17 protein-coding genes are annotated in these 23,753 nt (G+C 53.6%); 10 read left to right on the top strand and 7 right to left on the bottom strand.

The features are described 5' to 3' along the window. The first annotated feature begins 18 nt into the window (after positions 1-18). Together BM123_RS19485 and BM123_RS19490 are read left to right on the top strand one after the other, a co-directional pair. On the top strand, positions 19-1,158 hold the full coding sequence (locus BM123_RS19485; RefSeq protein ID WP_090172022.1) for a lactonase family protein: 1,140 nt from the start codon (positions 19-21) through the stop codon (positions 1,156-1,158). 350 nt (positions 1,159-1,508) lie between these two features. Continuing rightward, positions 1,509-2,909, top strand: coding sequence for an RtcB family protein (locus tag BM123_RS19490; protein WP_090172024.1), 1,401 nt, complete (start codon positions 1,509-1,511; stop codon positions 2,907-2,909). Positions 2,910-3,074: 165 nt separating this feature from the next. Here BM123_RS19490 and BM123_RS19495 read toward each other — a convergent pair whose 3' ends face one another. Beyond that, positions 3,075-3,578 carry a VOC family protein gene (locus tag BM123_RS19495; protein ID WP_090172026.1) on the bottom strand — a complete coding sequence of 168 codons (504 nt, stop codon included), beginning with the start codon at positions 3,576-3,578 and terminating at the stop codon, positions 3,075-3,077. Positions 3,579-3,871: 293 nt separating this feature from the next. Between BM123_RS19495 and BM123_RS19500 the strand changes: the two genes are divergently transcribed. The 4 genes from BM123_RS19500 to BM123_RS19515 all read left to right on the top strand — a co-directional run bounded on the left by BM123_RS19500 (position 3,872) and on the right by BM123_RS19515 (position 8,172). Then, a complete protein-coding gene (locus BM123_RS19500) occupies positions 3,872-4,936 on the top strand; it encodes a DUF3667 domain-containing protein (protein WP_139211978.1) in 1,065 nt (354 codons plus the stop codon). An 11-nt stretch (positions 4,937-4,947) separates the two neighbouring features. Beyond that, positions 4,948-5,364, top strand: coding sequence for a nuclear transport factor 2 family protein (locus BM123_RS19505; protein WP_090172030.1), 417 nt, complete (start codon positions 4,948-4,950; stop codon positions 5,362-5,364). Positions 5,365-5,372: 8 nt separating this feature from the next. Next, complete coding sequence (locus BM123_RS19510) at positions 5,373-6,491, top strand: DmpA family aminopeptidase (RefSeq protein ID WP_090172113.1); 1,119 nt, start codon at positions 5,373-5,375, stop codon at positions 6,489-6,491. A 547-nt stretch (positions 6,492-7,038) separates the two neighbouring features. Next, positions 7,039-8,172 carry a serine hydrolase domain-containing protein gene (locus tag BM123_RS19515; protein WP_090172032.1) on the top strand — a complete coding sequence of 378 codons (1,134 nt, stop codon included), beginning with the start codon at positions 7,039-7,041 and terminating at the stop codon, positions 8,170-8,172. A gap of 155 nt (positions 8,173-8,327) precedes the next feature. Here the strand turns inward: BM123_RS19515 and BM123_RS19520 are convergent, their stop codons facing one another. The 4 genes from BM123_RS19520 to hsdR form a co-directional block, all read right to left on the bottom strand. Beyond that, positions 8,328-10,211, bottom strand: a complete 1,884-nt coding sequence (locus BM123_RS19520) for an AAA family ATPase (protein WP_090172035.1) — start codon at positions 10,209-10,211, stop codon at positions 8,328-8,330. Further along, complete coding sequence (locus BM123_RS19525) at positions 10,208-11,956, bottom strand: restriction endonuclease subunit S (RefSeq protein ID WP_090172036.1); 1,749 nt, start codon at positions 11,954-11,956, stop codon at positions 10,208-10,210. Before BM123_RS19525 ends, BM123_RS19520 begins: the two co-directional genes overlap by 4 nt. 48 nt (positions 11,957-12,004) lie before the next feature. Beyond that, on the bottom strand, positions 12,005-13,438 hold the full coding sequence (locus tag BM123_RS19530; RefSeq protein ID WP_090172038.1) for a class I SAM-dependent DNA methyltransferase: 1,434 nt from the start codon (positions 13,436-13,438) through the stop codon (positions 12,005-12,007). Between the two features lie 130 nt (positions 13,439-13,568). Further along, the gene (hsdR, locus tag BM123_RS19535) at positions 13,569-15,947 is read right to left on the bottom strand and encodes an EcoAI/FtnUII family type I restriction enzme subunit R (RefSeq protein WP_090172040.1); all 2,379 of its coding nucleotides are present in this window, start codon (positions 15,945-15,947) and stop codon (positions 13,569-13,571) included. Between the two features lie 231 nt (positions 15,948-16,178). Here hsdR and BM123_RS19540 point away from each other — a divergent pair, with 231 nt between their 5' ends. From BM123_RS19540 to BM123_RS19550, 3 genes are all read left to right on the top strand, one after another. Further along, complete coding sequence (locus tag BM123_RS19540; RefSeq protein WP_090172042.1) at positions 16,179-16,742, top strand: hypothetical protein; 564 nt, start codon at positions 16,179-16,181, stop codon at positions 16,740-16,742. A 226-nt stretch (positions 16,743-16,968) separates the two neighbouring features. Further along, positions 16,969-17,673, top strand: a complete 705-nt coding sequence (locus BM123_RS19545; protein WP_090172044.1) for a hypothetical protein — start codon at positions 16,969-16,971, stop codon at positions 17,671-17,673. Between the two features lie 93 nt (positions 17,674-17,766). Beyond that, entirely contained in the window at positions 17,767-18,024 is a 258-nt protein-coding gene (locus BM123_RS19550) for a hypothetical protein (RefSeq protein WP_090172046.1), read from the top strand. A gap of 476 nt (positions 18,025-18,500) precedes the next feature. Here BM123_RS19550 and BM123_RS19555 read toward each other — a convergent pair whose 3' ends face one another. Next, complete coding sequence (locus BM123_RS19555; protein ID WP_090172048.1) at positions 18,501-19,223, bottom strand: SDR family oxidoreductase; 723 nt, start codon at positions 19,221-19,223, stop codon at positions 18,501-18,503. A gap of 174 nt (positions 19,224-19,397) precedes the next feature. Here BM123_RS19555 and BM123_RS19560 point away from each other — a divergent pair, with 174 nt between their 5' ends. Further along, positions 19,398-20,843: a sulfatase family protein gene (locus BM123_RS19560; RefSeq protein WP_175489472.1), complete on the top strand. Its 1,446-nt coding sequence runs from the start codon at positions 19,398-19,400 to the stop codon at positions 20,841-20,843. A gap of 884 nt (positions 20,844-21,727) precedes the next feature. Here the strand turns inward: BM123_RS19560 and BM123_RS19565 are convergent. Continuing rightward, the gene (locus tag BM123_RS19565) at positions 21,728-23,164 is read right to left on the bottom strand and encodes a sulfatase (RefSeq protein WP_217642192.1); all 1,437 of its coding nucleotides are present in this window, start codon (positions 23,162-23,164) and stop codon (positions 21,728-21,730) included. Between the last annotated feature and the right edge of the window lie 589 nt (positions 23,165-23,753).

Genomic DNA, 23,753 nt, shown 5'->3' on the forward strand with positions numbered 1-23,753 from the left:
AAACCGTAAATTTACTCCATGAAAAACCGCCCCCTCCTTCTCCTCCCGACGCTGTTTCTCCTCGCCTTCTGCCTGGAAACCTGCACTCCCAGTATCTATAGCCGCCTGGTAGCGGAGTCTCAATCCGCCTACGTAGGCGGCTACACCCGGGATGAAGGCTGGGTAAACGGTAAGGGCAAAGGCGTCTATCGCATTGAGCTGGATAAGAAAGGGCGGATCACCAATCAGGAAGTGGTGGCGGAGTTGATTAACCCTTCTTTCGTGAAGGAATCAGCTGACGGCCGGTACCTGCTGGCCACCAGCGAACTGTCTCAGCCGAAGGAGCGGACGGGCTTCATTCACGTGCTCGACGTGAGGGACGGTTACCGGGAAATCTCTAAACTCCCCAGCGGGGCGCAGGCTCCCTGCCACATCGAGCTGGTCGGCAACCAGATCCTGATGTCCAACTATAACGGAGGCGTAGCCAGCGTGTACGTCCAGTCTCCCAACGGAGAGATTACCCTGACGGACGAGTTCAAGGTGCCGGCGGATTTCGATGCGCGGGACAAGCCGCACCTGCATTCGGCCAATGCTTCTCCGTGGGGCAGCCTCATCGCCATCGCCGATCTTGGTAGCGACCGGATATGGTTATTCACGCTGGCGGGTGGCAAGCTGACGCCCTACGCCCAGCCCTTCGTTGAGCTGGCCGCCGGGGCCGGGCCCCGGCACGCGACCTGGTCAGCCGACGGACGCTTCCTCTACGTCATCAATGAACTCAACTCCACCATCAATGTACTGAGCAACGACGCGGCGGAGAAAAAAATGACTGTCCTCCAAACCATCTCCACCCTGCCCGAAGGCTGGGAAGGGAAGAACTCTACAGCCGACATCCACCTGAGCCGCAACGGGAACTTCCTCTACGGCTCTAACCGGGGGCACAACAGCATTGTGATCTACTCCGTAGATAAGGTCACGGGGAAAATAACCTTCGTTGATCACGAATCCACCCGCGGCAAAACACCCCGGAATTTCGCCATTGCCCCTACCGGCCGCCTTCTGCACGTGGCGAATCAGGACTCGGGCAACATCACCACCTTCACGCTCAACGAAAAGTCTGGCAAGCTGACGTTCACCGGGCAGGACTACCAGATCGGGACGCCTAGTTGTATTGAGTTTTAGTAGCCCCTTTCAAAAAAAAGGAGATTTACTTCGTGGCTGCTTCGCGGTAGGATTAATGGTGTTTCGATAGGATTAATAGAATTGATTACAAATTTGGTGGTTAATCTGTGCGATACCGCGCAGCAGTCTCCTTTATCTCCTCCACTCCTCTGCTCTGCGGGAAAACTTCCGAGCTGCGCAGCAGCTATAGGAAGAATCTGTACCTAAATCTGTGTTAATCCGTGATAATCTGTGGTGTATCCTATCTGCTGCGCAGCAGCCAGTTGCAACTATTCCCTCCCGCCGTATAGTTGACCTCAGCGTACCACTGTGTTGACCTCCGTGAACCTCCGTGGTTAAACGTCCTGCTCATGTCCAAAAAACTCCGCACCAAAGACTTAGTCAAACTTGGCTGGCCCAAGCGCGCTGCCGGTCTGGCGATCAACGTGCTGGCCACCCGGTTCAAGCGCGAAAGCGACGAGTGGCGCCACGCCACGCTGGGGAACCTGTTGGCGCACCCGGACAACTTCGTCAGCGACCAAAACTGGGGTGGGGTAGCCACCGCCCTCGGCGGGCGAGCCCCGGAGGAAGCGGGCAGCTACATCACGCCCGAGATACTAAAGTCTCCGGGAGACTTCAGCATCTTCGAGAGCAAAGCCGGCATCGCCCCTAAGGCCGTTCAGCAGCTGTACGACGCCATGCGCCTGCCCGTCGCTGCCGCGGGTGCACTGATGCCCGACGCCCACCACGGGTACGGACTGCCCATCGGTGGGGTACTGGCGACCGTTGGCTCAGTCATTCCCTACGGCGTAGGGGTAGACATTGGTTGCCGGATGTGCCTGTCGGTCTTCGACCTGCCGGGGGAGCTGGCGGACAATGACCAGTCCCGCCTGGCCAGCATCCTCCAGCGGGAGACCGCCTTCGGGCTGCAGACCCACGACCGGGCCAACGACCACCCCGTGCTGGAAGATGACACCTTCCAGCTACTGAAAACGGCTAAGGCACTGAAGGGCAAAGCCGCCCGGCAACTCGGCTCCTCCGGCGGCGGAAATCACTTCGTGGAGTTCGGCCAGGTAGAGCTGGAGACCAACAACGCTTTCGGCCGGCCGGCGGGCAGCTATCTGGCGCTGCTGTCCCACTCCGGCTCCAGGGGCATGGGCGCTAAACTGGCCCTGCACTACACGGACCTGGCGATGAAGGAGTGTCGCCTGCCGAAACATCTAAAGAGCCTGGCCTGGCTCGACCTCGCCAAAGACAGCGGCCGCGAATACTGGGCGGCCATGACGCTGGCCGGCGACTACGCCAGCGCCTGCCACGACGATATTCACCAGCGCATCAGTAAAGCCCTGGCCGAAAAAGCGATGGTCCGCGTCGAGAATCACCATAACTTCGCCTGGAAGGATCGTCTGCCCGACGGCCGCGACGTCATCGTTCACCGCAAAGGCGCTACGCCCGCCGCGAAGGGCGAGCTGGGCATCATTCCCGGCTCGATGGCGGATCCTGGCTTCATCGTTCGGGGGCTGGGGAACCCGGCCTCGCTCAATTCCGCCAGTCACGGTGCCGGTCGGCAGTTGTCTCGCTCGGAGGCGAAGAACTCCATCACCGGGGCGTCCCTGCGCGATCTGCTGAAGGAGCGCAAAGTCCACCTCATTGGTGGCGGCATTGATGAAGCACCCCATGCCTACAAAGACATCCACGAAGTGATGGCCGGCCAGCAGGAGCTGGTGGAGGTGTTGGGGGTGTTTCGGCCGAAGGTGGTAAGGATGGCGTAGTTTTTCGGTTGAGGAGCTCCGCTCCGAAAAGCCAGCTGCGAAGCAGCGTGCCATTAGCAACGGAGTCGGCCCGTGGATGCTGCTTCAAATATTGGATGCGCAGCAGCTTTTTTCTCGGCTTGCGCCTCGGGTTTTCGGAGCGGAGCTCCTCAACCGGGGACTACCCTAACTCCCCAACTTCTGCACCCCCAGTACCCGCGCATCATTGATCTCCAGCCAGTAGCCATCGGGGTCTTTGAAGTATACCTGGCGGGCACCATCGGGCCGGCTGTTGGACTCCATCGGTACGCCCTGCCAGCTGAAAAACTGCAGCTTGATGTCGCGCAGATGCTGCACGAACTCGTCGAAGCGGTTCACGGAGATGGACAGGTGGACGCCCTTCTGGGTCCGCACCTCGCTGTTGTCTGACTGAATAACGTGCAGGCTCATGCCGTTGCCGAGGCTGAGCCAGCGGATGTTGTCTTTTTCGGTGCCGTCATAGATTTCCTCCAGGGCCAGCACTTTTTGGTAGAAGGTGACGCTTTCGTCCAGATTATCAACGTTGATGGCGTAGTGGTCGAAGCTGGCGCCGTAAAGACCGGTTTCCTGACCGAAGGGGATGGCCTTCGGGGTGCAGGCAGAGAGAAGCATCAGGCTGATGCTAAGGAGGAAAAAGATTTGTTTTTGCATGACGATGGCTTTGGGGCTAAGGTAATCAGGATTGGGTAGGTGGGGGCTTGTTTTCCGACTAAAGTCGGTGCTGTGTTACGAAGGTCTACGAGCTCTTCTTTCGTCCTTTGCTCCTTTTACGCTTTCATTGCACCTGCGGTGAGCGCCCCAAAAAGCCGTGTCATTTGGGCGCTCACCGCAGGTGCAAAGAGGAGTCTATAAAAAAGCAGTGTGCCTCCATTCGTCGAAAATTGTTCCTCCGGATTGCCGCTAAGAGGTGCTGCACCCTATCTTGCTCACAGAAGCCTCCCGTTTTGAACGACCCACTGCCACCAGAAGACCACCGAATCTGCACCTGCTGCGGCGAGCCCATGTGGCCCGCTGATCGCTATTGTGCCGACTGCGGGCAAAAAGCATTCGACGGCCCACCCGGCTTCTGGCAGATGCTGGGCGAGTTCTTCGAAACAGTCTTCAGCCTCGATAATCGCTTGTTCCGCACCCTGCAAAACCTGCTGTTCCCCGGCCGGCTCACCAACCGCTTTCTGGCCGGAAAGCAACGCCCTTATTTTCAGCCACTGCGCTTGTTTTTCATCAGTTCTGTCCTGATGGTCGGTGCTTTCACGATCGTAGCCACTGACGCGATTGGGGATAGCCTGGAAAAGGAAATGGAACGAAAAAAGGCATCGGCCTACCATGATCTCTATGCGGATAAACTGAAGGTGTATGCCGATAGCCTTCTCGTGTCTTTTCCCAAACTGGCCCACCCTGAAGTAATGGACAGCCTGGAGAACCTGTTCGGTAGAAACCAATCGGATTCTATGCAGTTAGGATACATGGACTTTTATAGCGACAATGAAATGGAAGTAGGTATAATGGTTTCTACTGAAGACGCCAGGTTACTTACTCCCGATGAGCTGGTGAAAAAATACAAGGTCAAAGGATGGCTTAACCAGTACCAACTTAAACAGATTGTTCGCCTCGAGAGCCGTTTGAACGTAAATATCATAGCGGCTGCGATGGGGCAGTTGGTGTGGGGCTTAGTTCTGCTTGTGCCAATTGTTACGCTGCTGCTGAAACTGGTTTATATTCGCCGTAAACGCCTTTACGTTGAGCATTTTATCTTCTCGCTGCACGTCCATTCTTTCTTCTTCTTGCTGATGTTCTTATCGGCCATCGAGCTTTATTTTTTCAGAACGGTATACCTCTTATTGGGTAGCCTGGTGGTCAGTGCCTTTTACTTTGTGAAGTCCTTAAAGAATGTCTATCAGCAGGGCTGGTGGAAGACGATCATCAAATCTGTTATCCTGTTTTACGGCTATTTTGTGGCCTTGGTAACCATCCTTACGTTATCCGTAATTGCAGCCATTGCCCTGTTTTAAATCCTGAAAGTATGCGTCTCCTTCTCCTTCTTCTACTTTGCCTGCTGTTCAACCTTGGGCTCAACGCTCAGGATAGTAGCGATAAATATGCGGCGGTAAGCCCCGTACAGACCCAGCTCGACGGCTACAACACCGGCGACATCGACCTCTTCCTGAGTGCCTACGCGGACACCGTGAAAATTTACAGCTTCCCCAACGAGCTGACCATGGAAGGCAAAGCCACCATGCGGGAACGCTATGGCTCCATGTTCGAACGGATGCCCGACCTGCACTGCCGGCTCATCAACCGCACCGTGATGGGCAATCGCGTGCTCGACCACGAAAGCGTGATCTGGGAAAAAGGCAAACCCGCCTCGGAAGTAGTGGCTATCTACCTGGTGGAAGGTGGGCTGATCACGGAGGTGCGGTTTTTGCGCGGCACCAATTAAAGCTGATGATGAAATTTATTGCTCCCTTACTGCTATTACTTAATCTTTCCCTCATGGCTCAGTCTCGCCCACGGGCGTTTGGTATTCCATTTGGCGTCATGCCGACCGGAACACACAACGCCATCACCGACGTCAAGGGCGTCAAAGTTGGGCATTTTACCCTCATTCAAGGCGACAGCATTCGAACGGGGATCACGGCCATTCTTCCACACGACGGTGACCTGTATCGGGAGAAGGTGCCCGCCGCCATTCACCTCGGAAACGGGTACGGCAAATTGGCGGGCTACAGCCAGGTGAGAGAACTCGGTGAGCTGGAAACACCGCTGGTGTTGACCAATACCCTCAACGTCGCTACGGGCATGAACGCCCTCATTAGCGATTGTCTCCGCCGACCGGGTAACGAAGAGGTTGGCAGCGTAAACGCCGTCGTGGGCGAAACCAACGACGGTTTCCTCAACGATATTCGCGGTCGCCACCTGCAGGAGCAACACGTATTCGAAGCCCTCTCCGCTGCCGCCTCCGGGCCCGTGCAGGAAGGCAACGTTGGGGCCGGAACGGGCACCTCCTGCTTCGGCTGGAAGGGAGGCATCGGTACCTCAAGCCGGGCCTTACCGACCAGCCTTGGTGGCTATACCGTCGGCGTGCTGGTTCAGACGAATTTCGGCGGCGTCCTACAGATTGCTGGCGTGCCGGTAGGCCCCGAACTGGGGCAGTACTACTTCAAAGATGAACTGGAATCCCACGCCGATGGCTCCTGTATGATCGTGGTGGCTACGGACGCGCCGCTCGGCCCGCGCAACCTCGAGCGACTGGCCAAACGATGTATGCTGGGGCTGGCGCGGACGGGCGGTATCGCCAGCAATGGTAGTGGCGATTACGTGGTTGCTTTTTCCACCGCCCCGGAGAACCGAATCACGGGCAAAGACCGAATCCGCTCCGTGCAGGAACTGGCCAATGGCCGTGTCTCTCCGCTCTTTCTGGCCGCCATCGAAGCCACCGAAGAAGCCATCATCAATTCCCTCTTCGCCGCAGAGACGATGACCGGCAGAGACGGCCATCAGCGGGAAGCCCTGCCGGTGGAGGAGGTGATGGAGCTGTTGCGGAAGCGAGGGGTGGTGAAGGAATGATGGTGGGAGGAGGAGCTCCAGCTCCGACCGGGCAAGAGAGCGTAGCGATTTTGCCAAGTACAGTTATGCAATTAAGCTGGCTTAGTACACTTACACGCTCCGGAAGCCTGCGGCCCCGTTCGGGGTCGGAGCTGGTGTGTATCACGAGATGCACGATTCATTAGAAAAACCTCTCCCCCGGCCCCCAGGGCTAACGCATACTCACCGGACGCTCAAAGGAACTCAGCAATTTCGCCTCCGGCTCCATGGCTGAGCACACTTCGAGGTCCTGGACTGCCAATTTAGGACCTCGAAGTGTGCATTTTCCGTAGCGGAGCGAAGGATAAAATGTTCCTTTCCCTTCGGGGCTGCTTCGCGGTGAGGGTCCGGCTTCGAGTATGCGTTAGCCCTGCCCCCGGCCCCTTTCGCTTCGCGGCTTCCTCCGGAGGTCCGGAGGAGAGGGAAGACGTCTCAGGCGGCTTGACCGTGCATTTCGTGATACACACTCGGAGCTGGAGCTCCTCTGCCCCACAAAAGAATTCCCGATATTACCCCAAACCTGACCAACATGAAACACGCTTTCGGACTATTCCTCTTCCTGCTGGCCACCTCCACCTTGTCGGCGCAGTACTATCCGCCGAAACTCAACTGGGAAACCCGTACCCCCGCCGAAGTCGGCCTCGACCCCGCTGCCATCGACAGCGCCGTCGCCTTCGCCCTGGCCAACGAATACAGCGGCGCACGTGACCTGCGCCTCGCCATCCTGAAAAGCTTCAGCCGAGAACCCGACCACGGCCTGCGCGGACCCACCAAAGAGCGGGGTGGCCCCGCTGGCCTCATCCTCAAAGACGGCTACATCGTCGCCCAATGGGGCGACATCGACCGGGTAGACATGACCTTCAGCGTCACCAAATCCTACCTCTCCACCACAGCCGGGCTGGCGCTGGACGACGGCCTCATCCAGTCCGTCAACGATCCGGTCAAAGACTACGTCTGGGACGGCACCTTCTCCGGCGGGCACAACGCCAAAATCACCTGGGAACACCTGCTGCAACAGACCTCCGACTGGTCGGGCCAGCTCTTCGGCCTCGACGACTGGGCCGACCGCCCCGACCGCGACGGCAGCTACGACAAATGGCGCTATCGCGAACTGCACGAGCCCGGCTCCCACTTCAAGTACAACGACGTGCGCGTCAACATCCTCGCCTACAGCCTGCTGCAGGTCTGGCGCAAACCACTGCCCATGGTCCTCAAAGAGCGCATCATGGACCCCATCGGCGCCAGCAGCACCTGGCGCTGGTTCGGCTACGACGACAGCTGGGTCGATCTGGACGGCGTCAAGATGCAGTCCGTCTCCGGCGGCGGCCACCACGGCGGCGGCATCTTCATCAACACCACCGACCACGCCCGCCTGGGCCTCCTCTTCGCCCGCCAGGGAAAATGGAACAAGGACCAGCTCATCTCCCGGGCCTGGACCCAGGCCATCCAGACCCCCGCCGCCGCCAACGCCAGCTACGGCTATATGTGGTGGCTCAACCAGGGGCCCCGCGCCTGGGCCGGCCTGCCCGACCACCTCTACTACGCCGCCGGCTTCGGCGGCAACTTCATCGTCGTAGACGAGCAGCAAGACCTGGTGATCGTTACCCGATGGCTGGAGCCCGCCAGGATAGGAGAGTTGGTGGGGTTGGTTTATGGGTTGTAGGGCTTAGAGGAAGCAGTTACTTAGGTAAGTTGTATTGTTGAATTAAAAATTCAACTTTGTTTCCGCTAGTAGCCTAAAGCGCTCCATCATTTGATTACTAATAGCTTTGGGCATGTCGTTAAAATAAAAATCTTAGATGAGGTGCCTACTGATAATCAGATCTTCGACTTAATAAACTCAAACATCGGCCGAAAAACTTCAAAATGCTCAGGGGCAATAGCTGGAACAATCTTTTCCGCAAATTTGGTTTTATTTGCTGATACTTCAAGTAAGGTTCCACCCCCAGGTTGGTCAACGGACTTAAAATATTCCGGTATACCAGGGGCTCCATAAAATAGGTGTTCTATCCCCATCCTTGAGTTATGAGCAAATGTCGTCTTCGTAGGTTTATCCTTAATTACTTGACGCTCTATCTCAGGAACTTCAGGCACTGGTAGCATCAGCGCATAGCTGTTTTTTGTGCCAACCTGAGTTGCTAATCCTTTATAAGGATCAGACTCAAGCATAGTTTTGTCGCCAAGAATATGCTTCCACTCGTTATAAGCCTTGTCAAAGTCAAACATCCCAAAGATGGGCATTCCCTTTGCCTCATTCAACACCCGTTCGTCCTGTAGTAACCTGCGCAAATAATCGCAACTGAACGCATATAGAATGTGAAAAGGAGGTCGGGTATCATACAGCTTCCGCCATGCGGTTTTCAAAATTTTCGGATCAGTAGAGCCTTCGGTGAAGAACACCGGCTTGTGTTCAACCTGCACTTCTTTTATGATACTCAGTATCTTTTCATCCTCTCGATACTGGATCATATTTTTAGAAAGCGTGTCGATAGCTTTCTTCTTTTCGATTGGGTGACATACGATCTTTTTCTTCTTAAGGTTGAAGATGTTGATCTTTTTCTCTTGATGTGGGATAAGCGTAATCGCACTATGACTCGTCACCAACACATGGTTGTTAACTACCGAATCATCTGCAATCTCAAACACCTGCTTTAAGAAATCAAACTGCCACTCCGGATGTAAAAATGAGTCGGGCTCATCCAGCAGAGTAAGACAATTCTTACCTCGAAATAACTCTACAACTGTATAGATATAAATCGACTGAAACTGGCCATCACTAAACTGGTCAACGTCTATCTCTGTGCCATCTTTCAGCTTAATTGCCAACGAGATATGGTCCAGCATCTCAATGGTCTTGAGATTGTCCAGGTTACTGAACAACTCTTGAGAACTTACTTTTTTGAACTTTTTCTGAAAATCTTTTAAATCTAAAAAGAGCTCATAGCGATCCTTATATTCTTCTTTCCCCTGCGGTATGTATCCCTCGTCCCTAATCCGCTCACTTTTACTTTTGGCAACGGTGTCTAAATGATCCAGAAAGGTCTGGGTAATCCCCAGCGCTTTCCAATAGCGACTTTCCGGGACAAAAGGATCAACATCATAATCTTTTTGTCGAGCGTAGCGTGGCCGCTTCAGGACCAGATGAAGTTCTTCTCCTACAGAATCAATCCCAAGTTTATCACAGATGAATTTCCGAGCTTTACACCCTTTGGGCTGTAGAAGCAGCACTGACAACAAAAGGGACTTATAAGTTTTACCGATTCCAATAAACTCACGGGTATCTCCTTCATTTGCAACCTTTAGCGTTCGCTTAAACTCAGTCTCATACTCCGCTATCAATCGAGCCACTTTCTCATTATGCCCAGAGTAATATAAGATCACATTATCGGGTAGATCTTCTTTGGCGACCTTCTTGACATCTTTTCTCTCTCCATCTTCAGTCTTATAGTAGCGCTCCGCTATCCATTCCCAACCAACGAAGTGGTCACTTCCGTCGATTTCATATTCCAGCTCAAAGTCAAATCCAACCTGAAAATCTTTCTCATAGAGCTGCCGAAAAATCTCAATCAACGCTTCAAACATATTAGACTTCCCCGTCCCGTTCTTCCCCACGAAAACGTCGATGAAGCTACTCCCCGTGAAGTTGAGCGCAAAGTCATTCAGGTTCTTATACTTACTCAGGTATAGGCGTTTCAATCTCATGCTTCCTTATTTTCTGTAGCCACCAACAACTCCCGGACCGAAGCCCGCAAAAAATCCGCCCCAACATCCTCCCGATGCTCAATCCGCTCTTGTAGCTGATCGCATAGGGCCATCAACTCGTCCACGATCTTTACGATGGCGCGTTGCTCGGAGAGGGGAGGGAGGGGAACCTTAAACAGTTTTAGTTTGCCCATACTTAAGCCCTCTCTTGAAACTCCGACTTGAACATCCATTATGATGGACTGGAAATAATTCGAGGTGACTAATTTGTGAATGTATTGACGGCATTCCAATTCTATCATTCTTACGATTGCTACATGTTGACTAACATTAGCAGTGTCAAAGTCATCAGAGATGAGCGTTGACCTCCCAATTGATCCTCCTGTGATATTCAGAAGAATGTCTTTAGGCCGAACATGAGTGTTCTTCATCTTACGATGAATTTCAGGAGTAATAAATACTATTCCATCCATTTTTAGCCCCCAGTTGTAAATGTTTTGTGATCGAAAGAATTTAATTCCCGTCTGAGAATAAGCTGTTTTCCCGCCAAGAGGTGTACTACCTGCTCCGAGTTTTTTGGCTAGATTTCCCATTCTACACCACTCCCAACTATCAGGAACAGCAAAAGGCACCTCCTCCAAATCCACCTCCGGCAACTTCTTATCCTTCCTTATCACCTTCTCCCTTACCAACCTTTCCTTCTCCTCCTTTATCCGCTCCAACAAAACACTAGCCGGCTCCACCTCCGGGTTCTCCTCTCGCCACCGCGCCGTCAGCTTCCCCTGCACCGCCAGCTCCAGAACCGCCTCCCGCAGCCGGTCCACCCCGTTTTGCTGGTCGAAGAAAGCCTGGAAGTACGGCCGCAGGGCCGCCCAAGCGCCGGATGAGTCTTCCCCCGTCAGCGCCCGCAGACTGGCCGTTACGTAGTCTTGCCGCAGGGCTTGGAAACGGGTGGTTTGTTGTTCAAGTTCGTCTACTTCGGCCAGGAGGCGGTTGACGGTGGCGACTATGGCTTTTTGTTCAGGGAGAGGTGGGAGAGGAAATGCTAATGCTTTTACCGTGCCGGTTCCAAGTTCAGTTTGCTTTGTAGATCCAGATACTTTACCGAGTACGTTGATCTGGGTTGAAGGAGCTGCTGTAAATAACCATAGGTAATTAGGTGAGATTAATTCTTTGAAGGGGCGAACTACCGTTACGTGTGAATCCGCCACAACCTTTTCATAGTCTGTTTCTGGAAATAAGATTGTTCTTCCAACTGTACCGTCACCAGTAGAATTCCAGAGCAAATCATCTACCTGCAAAAAACGTTCATCGGCATATTTTTCAAGTGATTCTTCTGTGATAAACCGTGCTCTGTCTAATTCAAACCCATACCACTGAACGCACTTTTGAGATATTACTGGCACAGGTGAAACTTCAGCGTATTTTGGCGATTTTCCTCGTTGAATATAAGAACAGATTTCTATCAATTGGCAGTGATCCCAAGTGGATGGAATTTTCGATAGATCGTTGGCAATTTCCGGAATTGATCTCTCTTTTTTGATCACCTTCTCCTTCACCAACCGAGCCTTCTCCTCCCGAATTCGCTCCAATAAAACACTAGCCGGTTCCACGTCCGGGTTCTCCCGCCGCCACTCCTCCGTCAGCCGCCCACGGATGGCCAGCTCCAGGATCAGTGCCCGGATTTCCTTGGCGTTTTCGGGGCGGAGGCTGAGGGTTTTGAAGTATTTGAGGAGGTGTATCATTAGCAAGGGATAAAGTGAGTAAGGAGATAAAGGCGCGCAGCGGACGAGCTAGGAAAGCGCCTTATCCAGCACGGCCATGATCTCCTCCTGAATCTTACCGATTTTCTTCTCGGATTTCTTCAGCTTCTTCAGCAGCTTTTCGGGCGATTCCAGGTTGTCGGCCTCCACGTAGGGGTTCTTGATGTCCAGGTTGTAATTGCGCTCCCGAATCTCGTCGATGCCGACGCGCCAAGCCTGTTTGGTTTCCTTGCGGTCGGTCCACCAGGCTTTCTCGGTGTTGAACTCCTCTACCGTGATCGGCTTCGACTTATTGTAGCTTTTATAGCCTTCCGGGTAGGGGTGCTCGTAGTACCAGATTTCCTTCGTCGGCTTGCCTTTCTCGAAGAACAGCAGATTGGTCTTGATACTGGTGTAGGGCGCGAATACGCCATTAGGCAGGCGGACGATGGTGTGCAGGTTGCACTTCGTCAGCAACTCTTCTTTCAGGCGGGTTTTGACGCCTTCGCCGAACAGGGTACCGTCGGGCAGGACTACTGCCGCTCGGCCTCCTTTGTCCTTCAGCAGGCGGATGATGAGGGCCATGAAAAGATCGGCTGTTTCTTTGGTTCGGAACTTCTGGGGGAAGTTCGTTTCCGTCCCGTCTTCCTCCACGCCGCCGAAGGGTGGGTTGCTCAAGATGATGTCCACCTTATCCTTCTTGCCCCAGTCGGTGTAAGGGTAACTCAGGTAGTTGTCGCGTTTTATTGCCGGTACGTCGAAGCCGTGTAGCATCAGGTTGGTGGTGCAGAGTAGGTGGGGTAGGGGCTTTTTTTCGATGCCGCGTATCCCCGCTTGTAAGGTCTGACGCTGCTTTGGCGTCTTCACTTTTTCGCGCAGGTGATCGATGGCGCAGGTCAGGAAGCCGCCGGTTCCGCAGGCGGGGTCCAGGATGGATTCGCCGAGCTTGGGGTTGATGATGTCGACCATAAATTGGGTTACGCCCCTTGGGGTGTAGTATTCCCCCGAGGAGCCGGCCGATTGTAGTTCCTTCAGGATCGTTTCGTAGAGGTCATTGAACAGGTGGCGCTCGCCCTGGTCGTTGAAGTCAATCTTATTGATCTCATTGATCACCTGCCGGAACAGCGTCCCGTTTTTCATGTAGTTGTAGGTGCCTTCAAACACCGAACGGATGATGGCGGCCTGTGGGTTCAGGCTCACGTCGAGCTCCTTCAGGGTGGGAAATAGCTCGTTGTCCACGAATTCCATCAGCTGGTCGCCGGTGAGTCCTTCGTCGTCAGCCGCCCAGCTTTCCCATTTGAGTTGTTCGGGCAGGGGGCTTTCGTAATTATCGATCGTCACGTCCCATTCCTCCTCCTTATCGGCGAAGATCTTCATAAAGATCATCCACACCATCTGGGAGATGCGCTGGGCGTCGCCATCTACGCCGGTGTCTTTGCGCATGATGTCGCGAATGCTCTTGATGATGCCGGTGATGCTTGCCATGAGTAAGGGGGTAAAGGGTGAAAGAATTAAGGTGCGCGTACGCGGGTGCAATGATAAGGTTTGAAGAGCAATGGTTGAGACGCTGTGCGTCGAATCTTAGATTCGACGCACAGCGTCTCAACCAAGAATATCAACCCGTCCGGTAAATCTCCCCCTCCAGCTCTTTCACCGCCGCGATGAAATCCTTTTTCTTCCCAAAGGCACGCACCAACTGAACGGGGGAGCCGAGTTCGTTAAGTGGTTTTACTTTTAACACTGCGCCCTGTTCCAGCGGGCCAACGCCTGCTTCCTCGTACTTATCGAGCAGCTTATGGATCACCTGCTGAGCGAGTTCACTGTATTTAGCGAAGTAGTTGCTTTTTCTCACATTTCCTGCTCGTTCTTTTCGGGTCAGCGGCGGCTGGTCGTAGGCAACGTGGCAGATCAGGTCAAAGGGGTCCAGGTCCTGGCCAACGTCTTCGCGCAGGGCTTCGATCAGTACACCCCGGTCGGCCAGGTCGGCGATCAGGTCGGCCTTTTTCTCGGCATCGTTCCAGTGGCGGATGAAATCGGTGGAGGTGGGGAAGTTGTCTTTCACCCGTTGGCGGGTGTAGTCTTTCAGGGATTCGGTGATCAGCTTTCCGTCACCGCTCAGGTACTGGACGCGTTCGTGGGCGATGGTCACCCGTACGCCGTTGACGTAGAACTTGCGTGGAGCTTCCGGATCTTCAAGGATGTCGACGTTGGGCGGTGGTCCGTAGCCGGGCGGCGGCAGGTTCACCTCTGCTCCTTCACCTTCCTCTGCACCTGCGTCCGCGCCCTCTTCCATAACGTCTGGCGGAACAATTGAATCGTTTGGCCCAGGCTCGTAAATCTGCACGGGGTCACCGTCAAACTCCGGGTCGGCGAATAAATTGGTCGCCTTGCGGAAATCCATGATAGTGAAGTACACTTTCCCCTCTGGCTCCCGTAAGCGCGAGCCCCGGCCGATGATCTGCTTGAATTCCGTCATCGAACCGATGTTGGTGTCCAGCACGATCAGTTTTACCATCTTGGTGTCTACGCCGGTGGTCAGCATTTTGGAAGTGGTCGCGATGACCGGAAAGGTCTCTTCCACATCCATAAAGTTATCGAGTTCCTGCTTGCCCACTTCATCGTCTCCGGTAATTTTAACGATGTAGTTGGGGTGTTCGGCGGCCAGGTCGGCGTTGGCGTTAATGAGGGCCATGCGCATCCGGTTGGCGTGGTCGATGTCCACACAGAATACGATGGTCTTGTCGTAGCGATTGGTGTCTTTCAGGTATTCCGTAATGCGACTGGCCACCAGCTGCGTCCGCTCGTCGATGGCCAGGTTACGGTCGTAGTCTTTTAGGTTATAAATGCGGTCGGCGACGGCCTGACCGTACTTGTCGATCAGCCCCTGGGTAGGTCGCCAGCCGTCGTCGATGGTGGTCGTCACCCGTACAACTTTGTAGGGGGCGAGGAAACCATCTTCGATGCCCTGCTTGAGGGAATAAGTGTATACCGGTGGGCCAAAGTAGTGAATGTTCGAGACGTCTTTGGTCTCTTTTGGCGTAGCCGTAAGGCCAATCTGGGTAGCACTGCTGAAGTAGTCCAGTACTTCCCGCCAGGCGGAGGCTTCGGAGGCACTTCCCCGGTGGCACTCATCGATTACCACGAGGTCGAAGAAGTCGCGACTGAATTCTTTGTAAGCGTTCTTGGATTCATCGTTGCTGGTCAGGCCCTGGTACAGCGCGAAATAGATCTGATAAGACTTATCGATCTTGCGGTGCTTGATGATATGCATGATGTCTGAGCCGAAAGGAGAGAAATCACCGGTCTTGGTCTGGTTAAGCAGCACATTGCGATCGGCCAAGAATAGAATGCGCTTCTTCAAACCGCCCTTCCAGAGTCGCCAGATGATATTGAAGGCGGTGTAAGTTTTACCAGTGCCCGTGGCCATCACCAATAGGATGCGTTCCTGCCCGGTCGAAATGGCCTCAATGGTCCGGTTAACTGCGTTTTGCTGGTAGTAGCGGGGCGACATGCCGGAGGTGTCCGTATAGTAGGGCAGTTCCACCACCTCGCGCACGCTTTCGTCTTCCAGACCTTTGTGAGCGAGGTACTTGCTCCACAATTCGGTGGGCGAGGGGAATTCTTCCAATTTAATTTCTCGCTCGGTGCCTGCAGTCATGTCCTTAAAGACAAACGAATCGCCGTTGCTCGTGAAAACGAACGGAATCTGGAGCGCTTCGGCGTATTTCATGGCTTGTTGCATTCCGTCCCCAACCGGTCGGTGGTTGGCCTTCGCCTCAATAATGACCAACGGAATGTTGGGCTTGTAGTAAAGGATGTAGTCGGCTCGCTTTTGCTTTCCTCTTGCGTAGAGTTTGCCCTGAACGATAATGCGGCCATCGGTAAACGACACTTCCTCCCGCACCTGCTTCCTCAGGTTCCAACCGGCCGCCACTACCGCTGGAGTAATAAATTGAGTGCAGATGTCCCGTTCTGAGAGTTGTTTTTTGTTCATGGGGGTAATGGGCCGTTGGTGCGTTGATGAAGAACGAAGTTAGGCTTTGGTCAAATGTAGGAAATATATGATTAATGCCTTTGGGTGGAAATGGGCACTTGATACTCTTATGGGTGTTAACTTTGAAGGAAAAGAAAAGCCCTTTGCTGAACAAATAATTAACTCATCATTGCTTTTCACCTCAGAGTCATTCCGATTCGAGGATTATGTATGAAATAACCTTCTTATTTAATGGCCGAAAATAACTTAATCTACACCCACGAAGAACACCTCCACCGCTTCGCTTGCTGGACGGCCGCACGCGCAGCTCAGCGTGGTTGGGGTGGGGGTACTACATTAGCCATCACTACGGCCATAGACAAAATGGGATTTCGTGAAAAACTGGAAGACCTTCATCAATCGTCTCCCTCAAAGGAAGAGTTTGATATCTGGCACGCAGACAGGGTAGAGGAACTGACGGAAGCTTTAGCTGGTCAACTAACACATCCAGGGAAGAATATTTATGGATGCATTGCTAAAGTTATTGCCATTTATATTAAGACAGTATATGTGTCTCAATACCCGCACTCAGCTCTTAGTAAAGTTGCTCACCCTCCTATCGATGGGATATTGCTGAAGGAAGTCAAAGACAAAAACCCGGACTATAAATACCCTCCTAAGCTCGGCTTTCACTGGTCGACCTTTGATGGGAAAGCCTATCAGAAAGCATTAGATTATCTGCGTTTGGTAAATGGCGATAAAGCTTTTTGGGAAATTGAAGTCTTTTGGAAAGCGGCTACACCTGACAGCAAATAGAATGTAGCCTTTTGTTATCTTTATCCACTCTCCCTTTAAGGAATTGTCCCCTAAAGTCCCGTCTCACCTACCTTCTTTTTCTGAGTATAGTACTCTTCTCTTCCGTGCTTTTAGCCTAAGCAGACTTAGTTGTCAGGTAGGCAAGCTCCGAACCCCAACTAATAGACAAGAGCGATGTCCAGTCCCCAATCATTTCTGCTTAATTATATCATTTCAATAACTTCATATGCTCCAAGATATCACCTACGATCAACAATTATCAATCCTCCCACACTACCACCATTACCCTGAAATGCTCCCCCTCATCGGTTCGCACTATCGGCAAATGAACAAGCAGGTACTGGTGATCGGCGAAAGCCATTATTTGCGAAAAGACAGTGAAGAAAAGAGAACCGTAGCGTCTTGGTATGATGGTTCTGCTGCAGCCATGCTCGATGATGAAGACCGGAGCTGGATACATACCCGAGGCACTGCGGGCTCAGGAATTAACCAGAGATACGGAAGCAGAGCATTCAGTATTTACCGAAACGTAGAGAACGCGATTAAGGATCTGATAAAAAACGAAGATGTACAGGAAGACAACTATCTACGCTACGTTGCTTACTACAATTACTTTCTCCGGCCGGCTAAGACTGGATTAAGTCTGGACTTGACCCCTCAGGACAGGTTGAGGGCATACGAGCACATTGTTGCGCTGGTTGACATTCTGCAGCCTACTCACCTGGCCTTCGTAAGTAAACTGTCTTACAATGCTTTCTGGAAATTTCACGGAGAAAGCCCAAAGTTTTACCGGAGGGAAATATTTGGCACCGCTCATCCTGGCTGCCCTTGGTGGAACGCTGTTCACAACCATGATTACTGGGGAGAGAAAGACCGAATGACTAGTCGTGCCTGGTTTTTGCGGCGAGTGGGAAGGCTGTCTCTGGTTTAGGCTTACTATGATAAATTTTTGGTGGTAGCCCCTTATTTCTCTAAAAACAGAAAAACCCTTAAATTTACTACCCAACACGTTCTTGACCCTGTTATGATACAATACCTTGTAGCCTACGAAATTATTCACTGCCACGACGGGAAGTTCTCGCGCGACATTGCCGTTCGATCGGTTGATTTGATAAAAGACGAGCGTTGTGTGGGCTACCACTATGACCCGGACGATGAGCGGCCGATTGCCTACATGTCGGCTTATGAAGTATATATCCGGGTGGGGTTGGCGGACCCAACGGATATGTCTCCGACGGCGGAATTAATCTATTATGCTGAGCCGGTCTGCCCGCTGGGGTAGGATAGGGGGAAGGCTGATGAGCTAAGCCAGGGTTATCTTCCTGATCGTATACATCGCATAGCGATGTCACTGGCCCCTGCCCGGTAGCGAAGGTTTTTCGGAGCCGTTGGGCGTTCGGTAATGACTATGCTTTAAATCCTCTGGCCCATTGCACGGCCTTGTTGCGGTCTAAACGGCATTAGGCAGGGGTGACATGAGCGCGGACGCGTGGCTATATTCGGTAATGTAATTAATCCACTGCTTTAGGCATGGATTATCGGGAATACAATCATCTTATTCCCTAAAAAAGAAATACTACCGAACTTCAGTCAGCGGATACTGGTATCCACTGACTGAAGCTGGTAGTACGTCTTGCTTCTTTACTGTTATTAATTGTTCTTCTTTATCGCCTGAATCGCTTAGCGATTTTAATCGTCCGTTCTCCGTGGGGCGGAGGTTGGGGCAGTGCGACAAAGTCTAAGGTAACGAGCAGGCGCTTACTTGCTCGGCGGCCGGCTGGGCCGCACCTCCACCTTACTCGGCAGCGTCCGCGCCGGCATTTTGAGGAGATCGACGACCATCTGCCCGATGTCTTCGGGCTGGATCTTCCAGTCGTCGGCGGGGTTGGGGGTGTGTCCGTTAAAGAAAGTCGCTACGCTGCCGGGCATGATGGTGGAGACTTTGACGCCCTGCTCGCGGAGATCCATCATCACCGCCTGGGTAAATCCGACGAGGCCGAACTTCGAGGCGTTATAGGCGGAGCCTTTGGGGAAAAAGTTGGTGCCGGCCAGGCTGGCAATAGTAATAAGGTAGCCTTCGTGCTTCGTGAGTTGCTCGAGGGAAGCCTTCACGGAGTAGAAAACGCCGGTCAGGTTGATGTCGATGGTCTCCTGCCACTGTTCGGGGGTGAGCTCCTGAATGGGGGCGAAGTGGCCAACGCCGGCGTTGGCGATGACGAAGTCAACCGAGCCGAAAGCCTCCACGCCGGCGGAGACGGCGGCTTGCTGGCTGTCGAGGTTGCGCACGTCTGCTTCCACCCCGAGGGCTTTGCCGGCGTGGCCGGCAGCGTTGAGCTTTTCTGCAGCTTCTTCGGCCGCTTGCTGGCTTCTGCTGGTAATGACGGCATTAGCGCCGGCTTTCATCAGTTCTTCGGCTACGGCGTAGCCAATTCCTTTCGTGCCGCCGGTGATGTAGGCGGTCTTATTCTGTAGATCGTTCATGCGGGGGGAACGCTGCCGGGGGGCGGGTTGTTTGAGGAACGGTCACTTTGGCGGCAGGAATTAACGATGCGTTTATTGCTCCGTTTTTCATTTTCTTTTGGGCTGGCATCTTATCTTGTCTCATCCTTATTCGCCGCAGAGTTTTGGCGACACCTTAACCGTAAAAAAATATTTGTGAAGAATTTCCCCACCATCGCCTTCTGTTTCTTCTGTCTCTTATGCCTGACCGGCTGCGCCGGCCCGCAAACGGCTGCTGCGCCGGAAGCGGATGACCGGCCGAATGTCGTTTTCTTCCTGGCCGATGATCAGGACATTTACGACTACGGCGTGTACGGCAACGAGTGGGTGCATACGCCGGCAGTAGACCGGCTGGCGCGCGAGGGGATGCGCTTCGTCAATGCCTTTACGCCGCAGGCCATTTGTGCCCCGAGCCGCTCGGCTACGTTTACCGGCCGTTACCCCCTCAAGAACGGTTGCTTCATGAATCACAGCCGCACGAAAGACATCCGGAGTGTGACGGATTATATGTCGGACCTGGGCTACGAGGTAGTGCTGGCCGGCAAGAGCCATGTACAGCCCGCTAAAGTGTACGACTGGGATCTTAGCTGGGAAACCGTGCCCGTGGAGGGGAAGCCCCGTAAGCATATCCCTCTGGACAGCATCGAGGCCTATTTCGCCCGGGCAGACCGGCCGTTCTGTATGTTCATCACCTCCATGTATCCTCACGGAAAGTGGTTTGATGTGCCCGCCCGACCGGCGGACTCCCTGCTCTGGCACCCGCACAACGAACACAAACGCTCCGACGAAGTATACCGCAAGCAAAGGTCCGGTTACTACCGCAGTATTGAGGAGGACAATGCCCAGCTGGAGTCCGTTCTCGACCTGGTGGACCGTTACCAGTCGGAAAACACCCTGTTCGTTTATGCTTCTGATCATGGGGTGACGGGCAAGTTCTCCCTCTACGACCGGGGGCTGAATGTGCCGCTGGTGGTCCGCTGGCCGGGAGTGATCGAGGCGGGGCGGGTATCCGACGTACTGGTCAATTTTGTGGACGTCCTCCCGACCCTGGTCGATCTGGCGGGCGGAGAGCCTGACCCGGATTTTGACGGCGTGAGCTTCCTGCCCGTCCTGAAGGGCAGCGAGCAGGAGATTCACGAGTATGTCTACGGTGTCCGGACGAGCCAGAACATCATGGCGGCAGCCGTGTTCCCGTCCCGGATGGTACGTAGCAAGGAGTACAAGTACATCCGCAACTTCAACTCAATGGAGGTCGTGGAGCAGAATATGCAAGGCAAGCCTTACCTCAACGAATTTATCCGGATGGGTGCGCAAAAGTTCGCCGGTGTACCCTTTGAGGAGTTGTATCACGTGACGGAAGACCCCTTTGAGGAGGTGAACCTGGCCAAAGACCCCGCCCATCAGGAACTCCGGGAAACCCTGAGTCAGGAGATGTTTGCCTGGATGAAAGAGCAGGGGGACATCCTGCGGGAGGAAGCCGGCTGGATGCCCATCATCTGTGCTGAGCGGTTTCAGCTCGACAAGGAGGAGACCTTCCGGGCCGTACCCGATCATCTGGAAGGAACGATCACTTCCGCCGATTGCCTCCCACTGGAGTACTAAGGAAAGATCGCTGGCAACGAGCACGGCCCTCATGGCTGTGTTCAACAATAATCGGATACGACTTTATACTGTCTTGAGAGAGTGTTGTAAAAGACTATTAAAAGATAACGTTCAATTCGGGCGTGAGTAGATTTGTCCCAGACACACCGTAAATGCTTTCTCCTTGTTTTTACTAAAAAAGTGGCTCGTGCCTTCCTGTTTTCCAGACACCGCCACCGACGAAGCCATCCGCGAAACGCACCCTTCCTGCCATCGTGCTCCATTTTGAGTTCTGCTTATCATTTTAAGTTATTGGGAGCAACGGGGCAAACTGTTGACAACGCACTTGTTTTCAACGTGCTGTCAAAAGCTAAAAATGGTGCACTGCCCACAAGATTTGTACTCTCAGAAACCCAGGTTTTGCATTGTATTCGCACGAAAGCAGCGTAGGATGAAACCCAAAGCCCGTTGCTTTTCGGAGGACGGCCCTTGTCACTGGCCGGTAGAACGGAGCAACATGAGTCATCCCTAATTTTCGGAATAGATGACGGTGTTTTCTGGCAAAAAATAGGATTTTTAGCGATCAGCGGACAGCATTCAGGCAAAACGGCTCTGAATGCTGTCCGCTGATCGCTTTTTTATACCGACCGAACCAGGTTCCATCCGAGAAAACACAGAAAAGGCTGCCCAAACTCCGGGATGAGCCATGTTTGTTGCGTTCTACCGATAAGCCAGTGACACAGGCCAGGGGTTTGGCTACTTTTGCCCTTCAAAAGTAGGCCGCCGGCAGGCATGTAAGACAGGAAGCTTAACGGAGGATAATGAATAAATCATGTCTACAATCCAAAATCGTAGCGAACCATTAATCTAATCAACCAACCCTGCACCCGCGCACCGTCGCCCTGCTACTGCTTCGCGCCAATCGGCAGCCGCGCGGCCAGTTCTTCCACCAGGGGCAGATAGGCTTCTTTCTCCGCCAGATTATTGATCTCCAGCGAATCCGTCTGGTGGTCAAACAGGGTGCGGGCATAGCGATTGCCCTCGTCATCATACCATTCGGTGTAGGAGTAGCGGCTGGTGGTAATATTGTCGGCTTCTTTCCAGCGGGTAAGCACGTGGTCGGTCCAGTCCCGTTCGGGTTCCTCCATCAGCGGCAGCAGGCTTTTACCCTGCAGCTGTTCCGGTTTTTCGAGTCCGGCCAGATCGCAGAGGGTGGGGAAGATGTCAACGTATTCCACCATGGCCGCCGGCCGTCCGGAGCGGAAGCCCGGAGCGGAAAAGATGAGTGGCACGCGCAGGGAAGTATTGAAAGTGGTGTGCTTGCACCACATGGCGTGGTCGCCGAGGTTCCAGCCATGATCGCCCCAGAAAACGATGATGGTATTATCAGCTTCTCCGCTGGCCTCCAGGGCGTCGAGCACACGCCCCAGCTGCGCGTCCATATAACTGACGCTTGCGTAGTAGCCCTGAATCAGGTTCCTGGCGTACGCTTCGGGCAGTATTCTGTCTTTGGGTACGCCGGTGTAGGTGCGCAGCTCCCCGAAATTATGGTGGATGGCGTCCGGCGTTCCTTCGGCCCGGTAATAAGTGGCCGGCAAGGATATATCGGCTTCGTCGTAGAAGGCCCAGTATTTCTCGGGCGCGTTGAAGGGCAGGTGGGGCTTCATGAAGCCGACGGCCAGGAAGAAAGGCTGGTCTTTGGGGGCCAGTTCCTCTATTTTACGGATGGCCTCGCTGGCTATTTTACCGTCCCAGTAAGCGGTGTCGGCCACCTGCCCGCGTTCGAAGGCGGGGCCCAGGCCGTCCTGATTTTTCGCTTTTACAACTGCCATGTTATCCGGCATCTGGTAGTCGCGTCCTGCTCCATTGCCTACTCCCGGTTTCCAGTTGGCTTCGCTGTAGTCTTCGGCCCGGTCACTGGCGTGGTGCAGTACTTTGCCAACGGCGGCGGCATAGTAACCATTAGCTTTGAAGTGGCCGTGTAGGCTGATGGCATCGGGGGCATCCTGGTTTATGGAGGCTCTGAAATCCCAGAACCGGTCGCGTAACGGTCGCAGCCCCGTCATGATGCTGGCGCGCGAGGCGCCGCAGACCGGCACGTTGCAGTAGGCGTTCGTGAAAGCGCTTCCCATGGCCGCCAGCCGGTCGGCGTTGGGGGAGTGGACCACGTGCCTGCCGAAGGAGGCGAGCTCGGGGCGCAGATCGTCCACGGCAATAAACAGCACATTGGGCTGCCTGTCGGCCTGCGCCATTTTTTCTTCATTGGGCGCGGGGCCGCAGGTGCAGAAGAAGGTTAAAAGAGCAAGGGCGGTAATACTTCGGATGATCGGTGAGTGTTGCATCTGGCTAAATTAAACAGACAGCCGCTGAGAGCTGTCCGGTGGTTACCTGCCTGGCTCTTTTACCGAACATCCGGTAGTGGCATTACATTATAAGGTGTGTAAGGATGGAGGTGAGCCCCCCATAAAGCCAGTGTTTACGGGGTTTTGAAAGAAAAAAAGAATAAAAAGTAACCAACCTTGTGACCTTTTCTGTACCCCTCCGTCAGAAGAGCATTGGAATAAAGAGTGTAATTTAGTGTGTGAAATTGCCGTCCTCCCCGACTATTGCGGGGGGGACGGCCTTTTTTATGGCCGTTGCCCGATTGGCCCTTACAGAAAGGCACTTTTGTGCTCCTTCAGCGCTCCGGGAGCAATAGCCTTACCCTTTAATGGCCAGACCGATTAAAAAAGCCTCAGGGCAAACGCATCAAATCTAAAACTGTAATCTAATAGTTGATTCTTGTTTCGATCGAACGCAGTGAGCTGTCACTTGCGGTAGCAAATCAAGAATCAAATATCGAGAATCGCCAATCGCCAATCAAAAACGTAGCAAACGAAGTTTGATGCGTTTGCCCTGAAAAAAGCCTTAGTGTAGTTAGTATAATAAGAT

This window comes from Neolewinella agarilytica (assembly GCF_900110645.1).
Lineage (GTDB): Bacteria > Bacteroidota > Bacteroidia > Chitinophagales > Saprospiraceae > Neolewinella > Neolewinella agarilytica.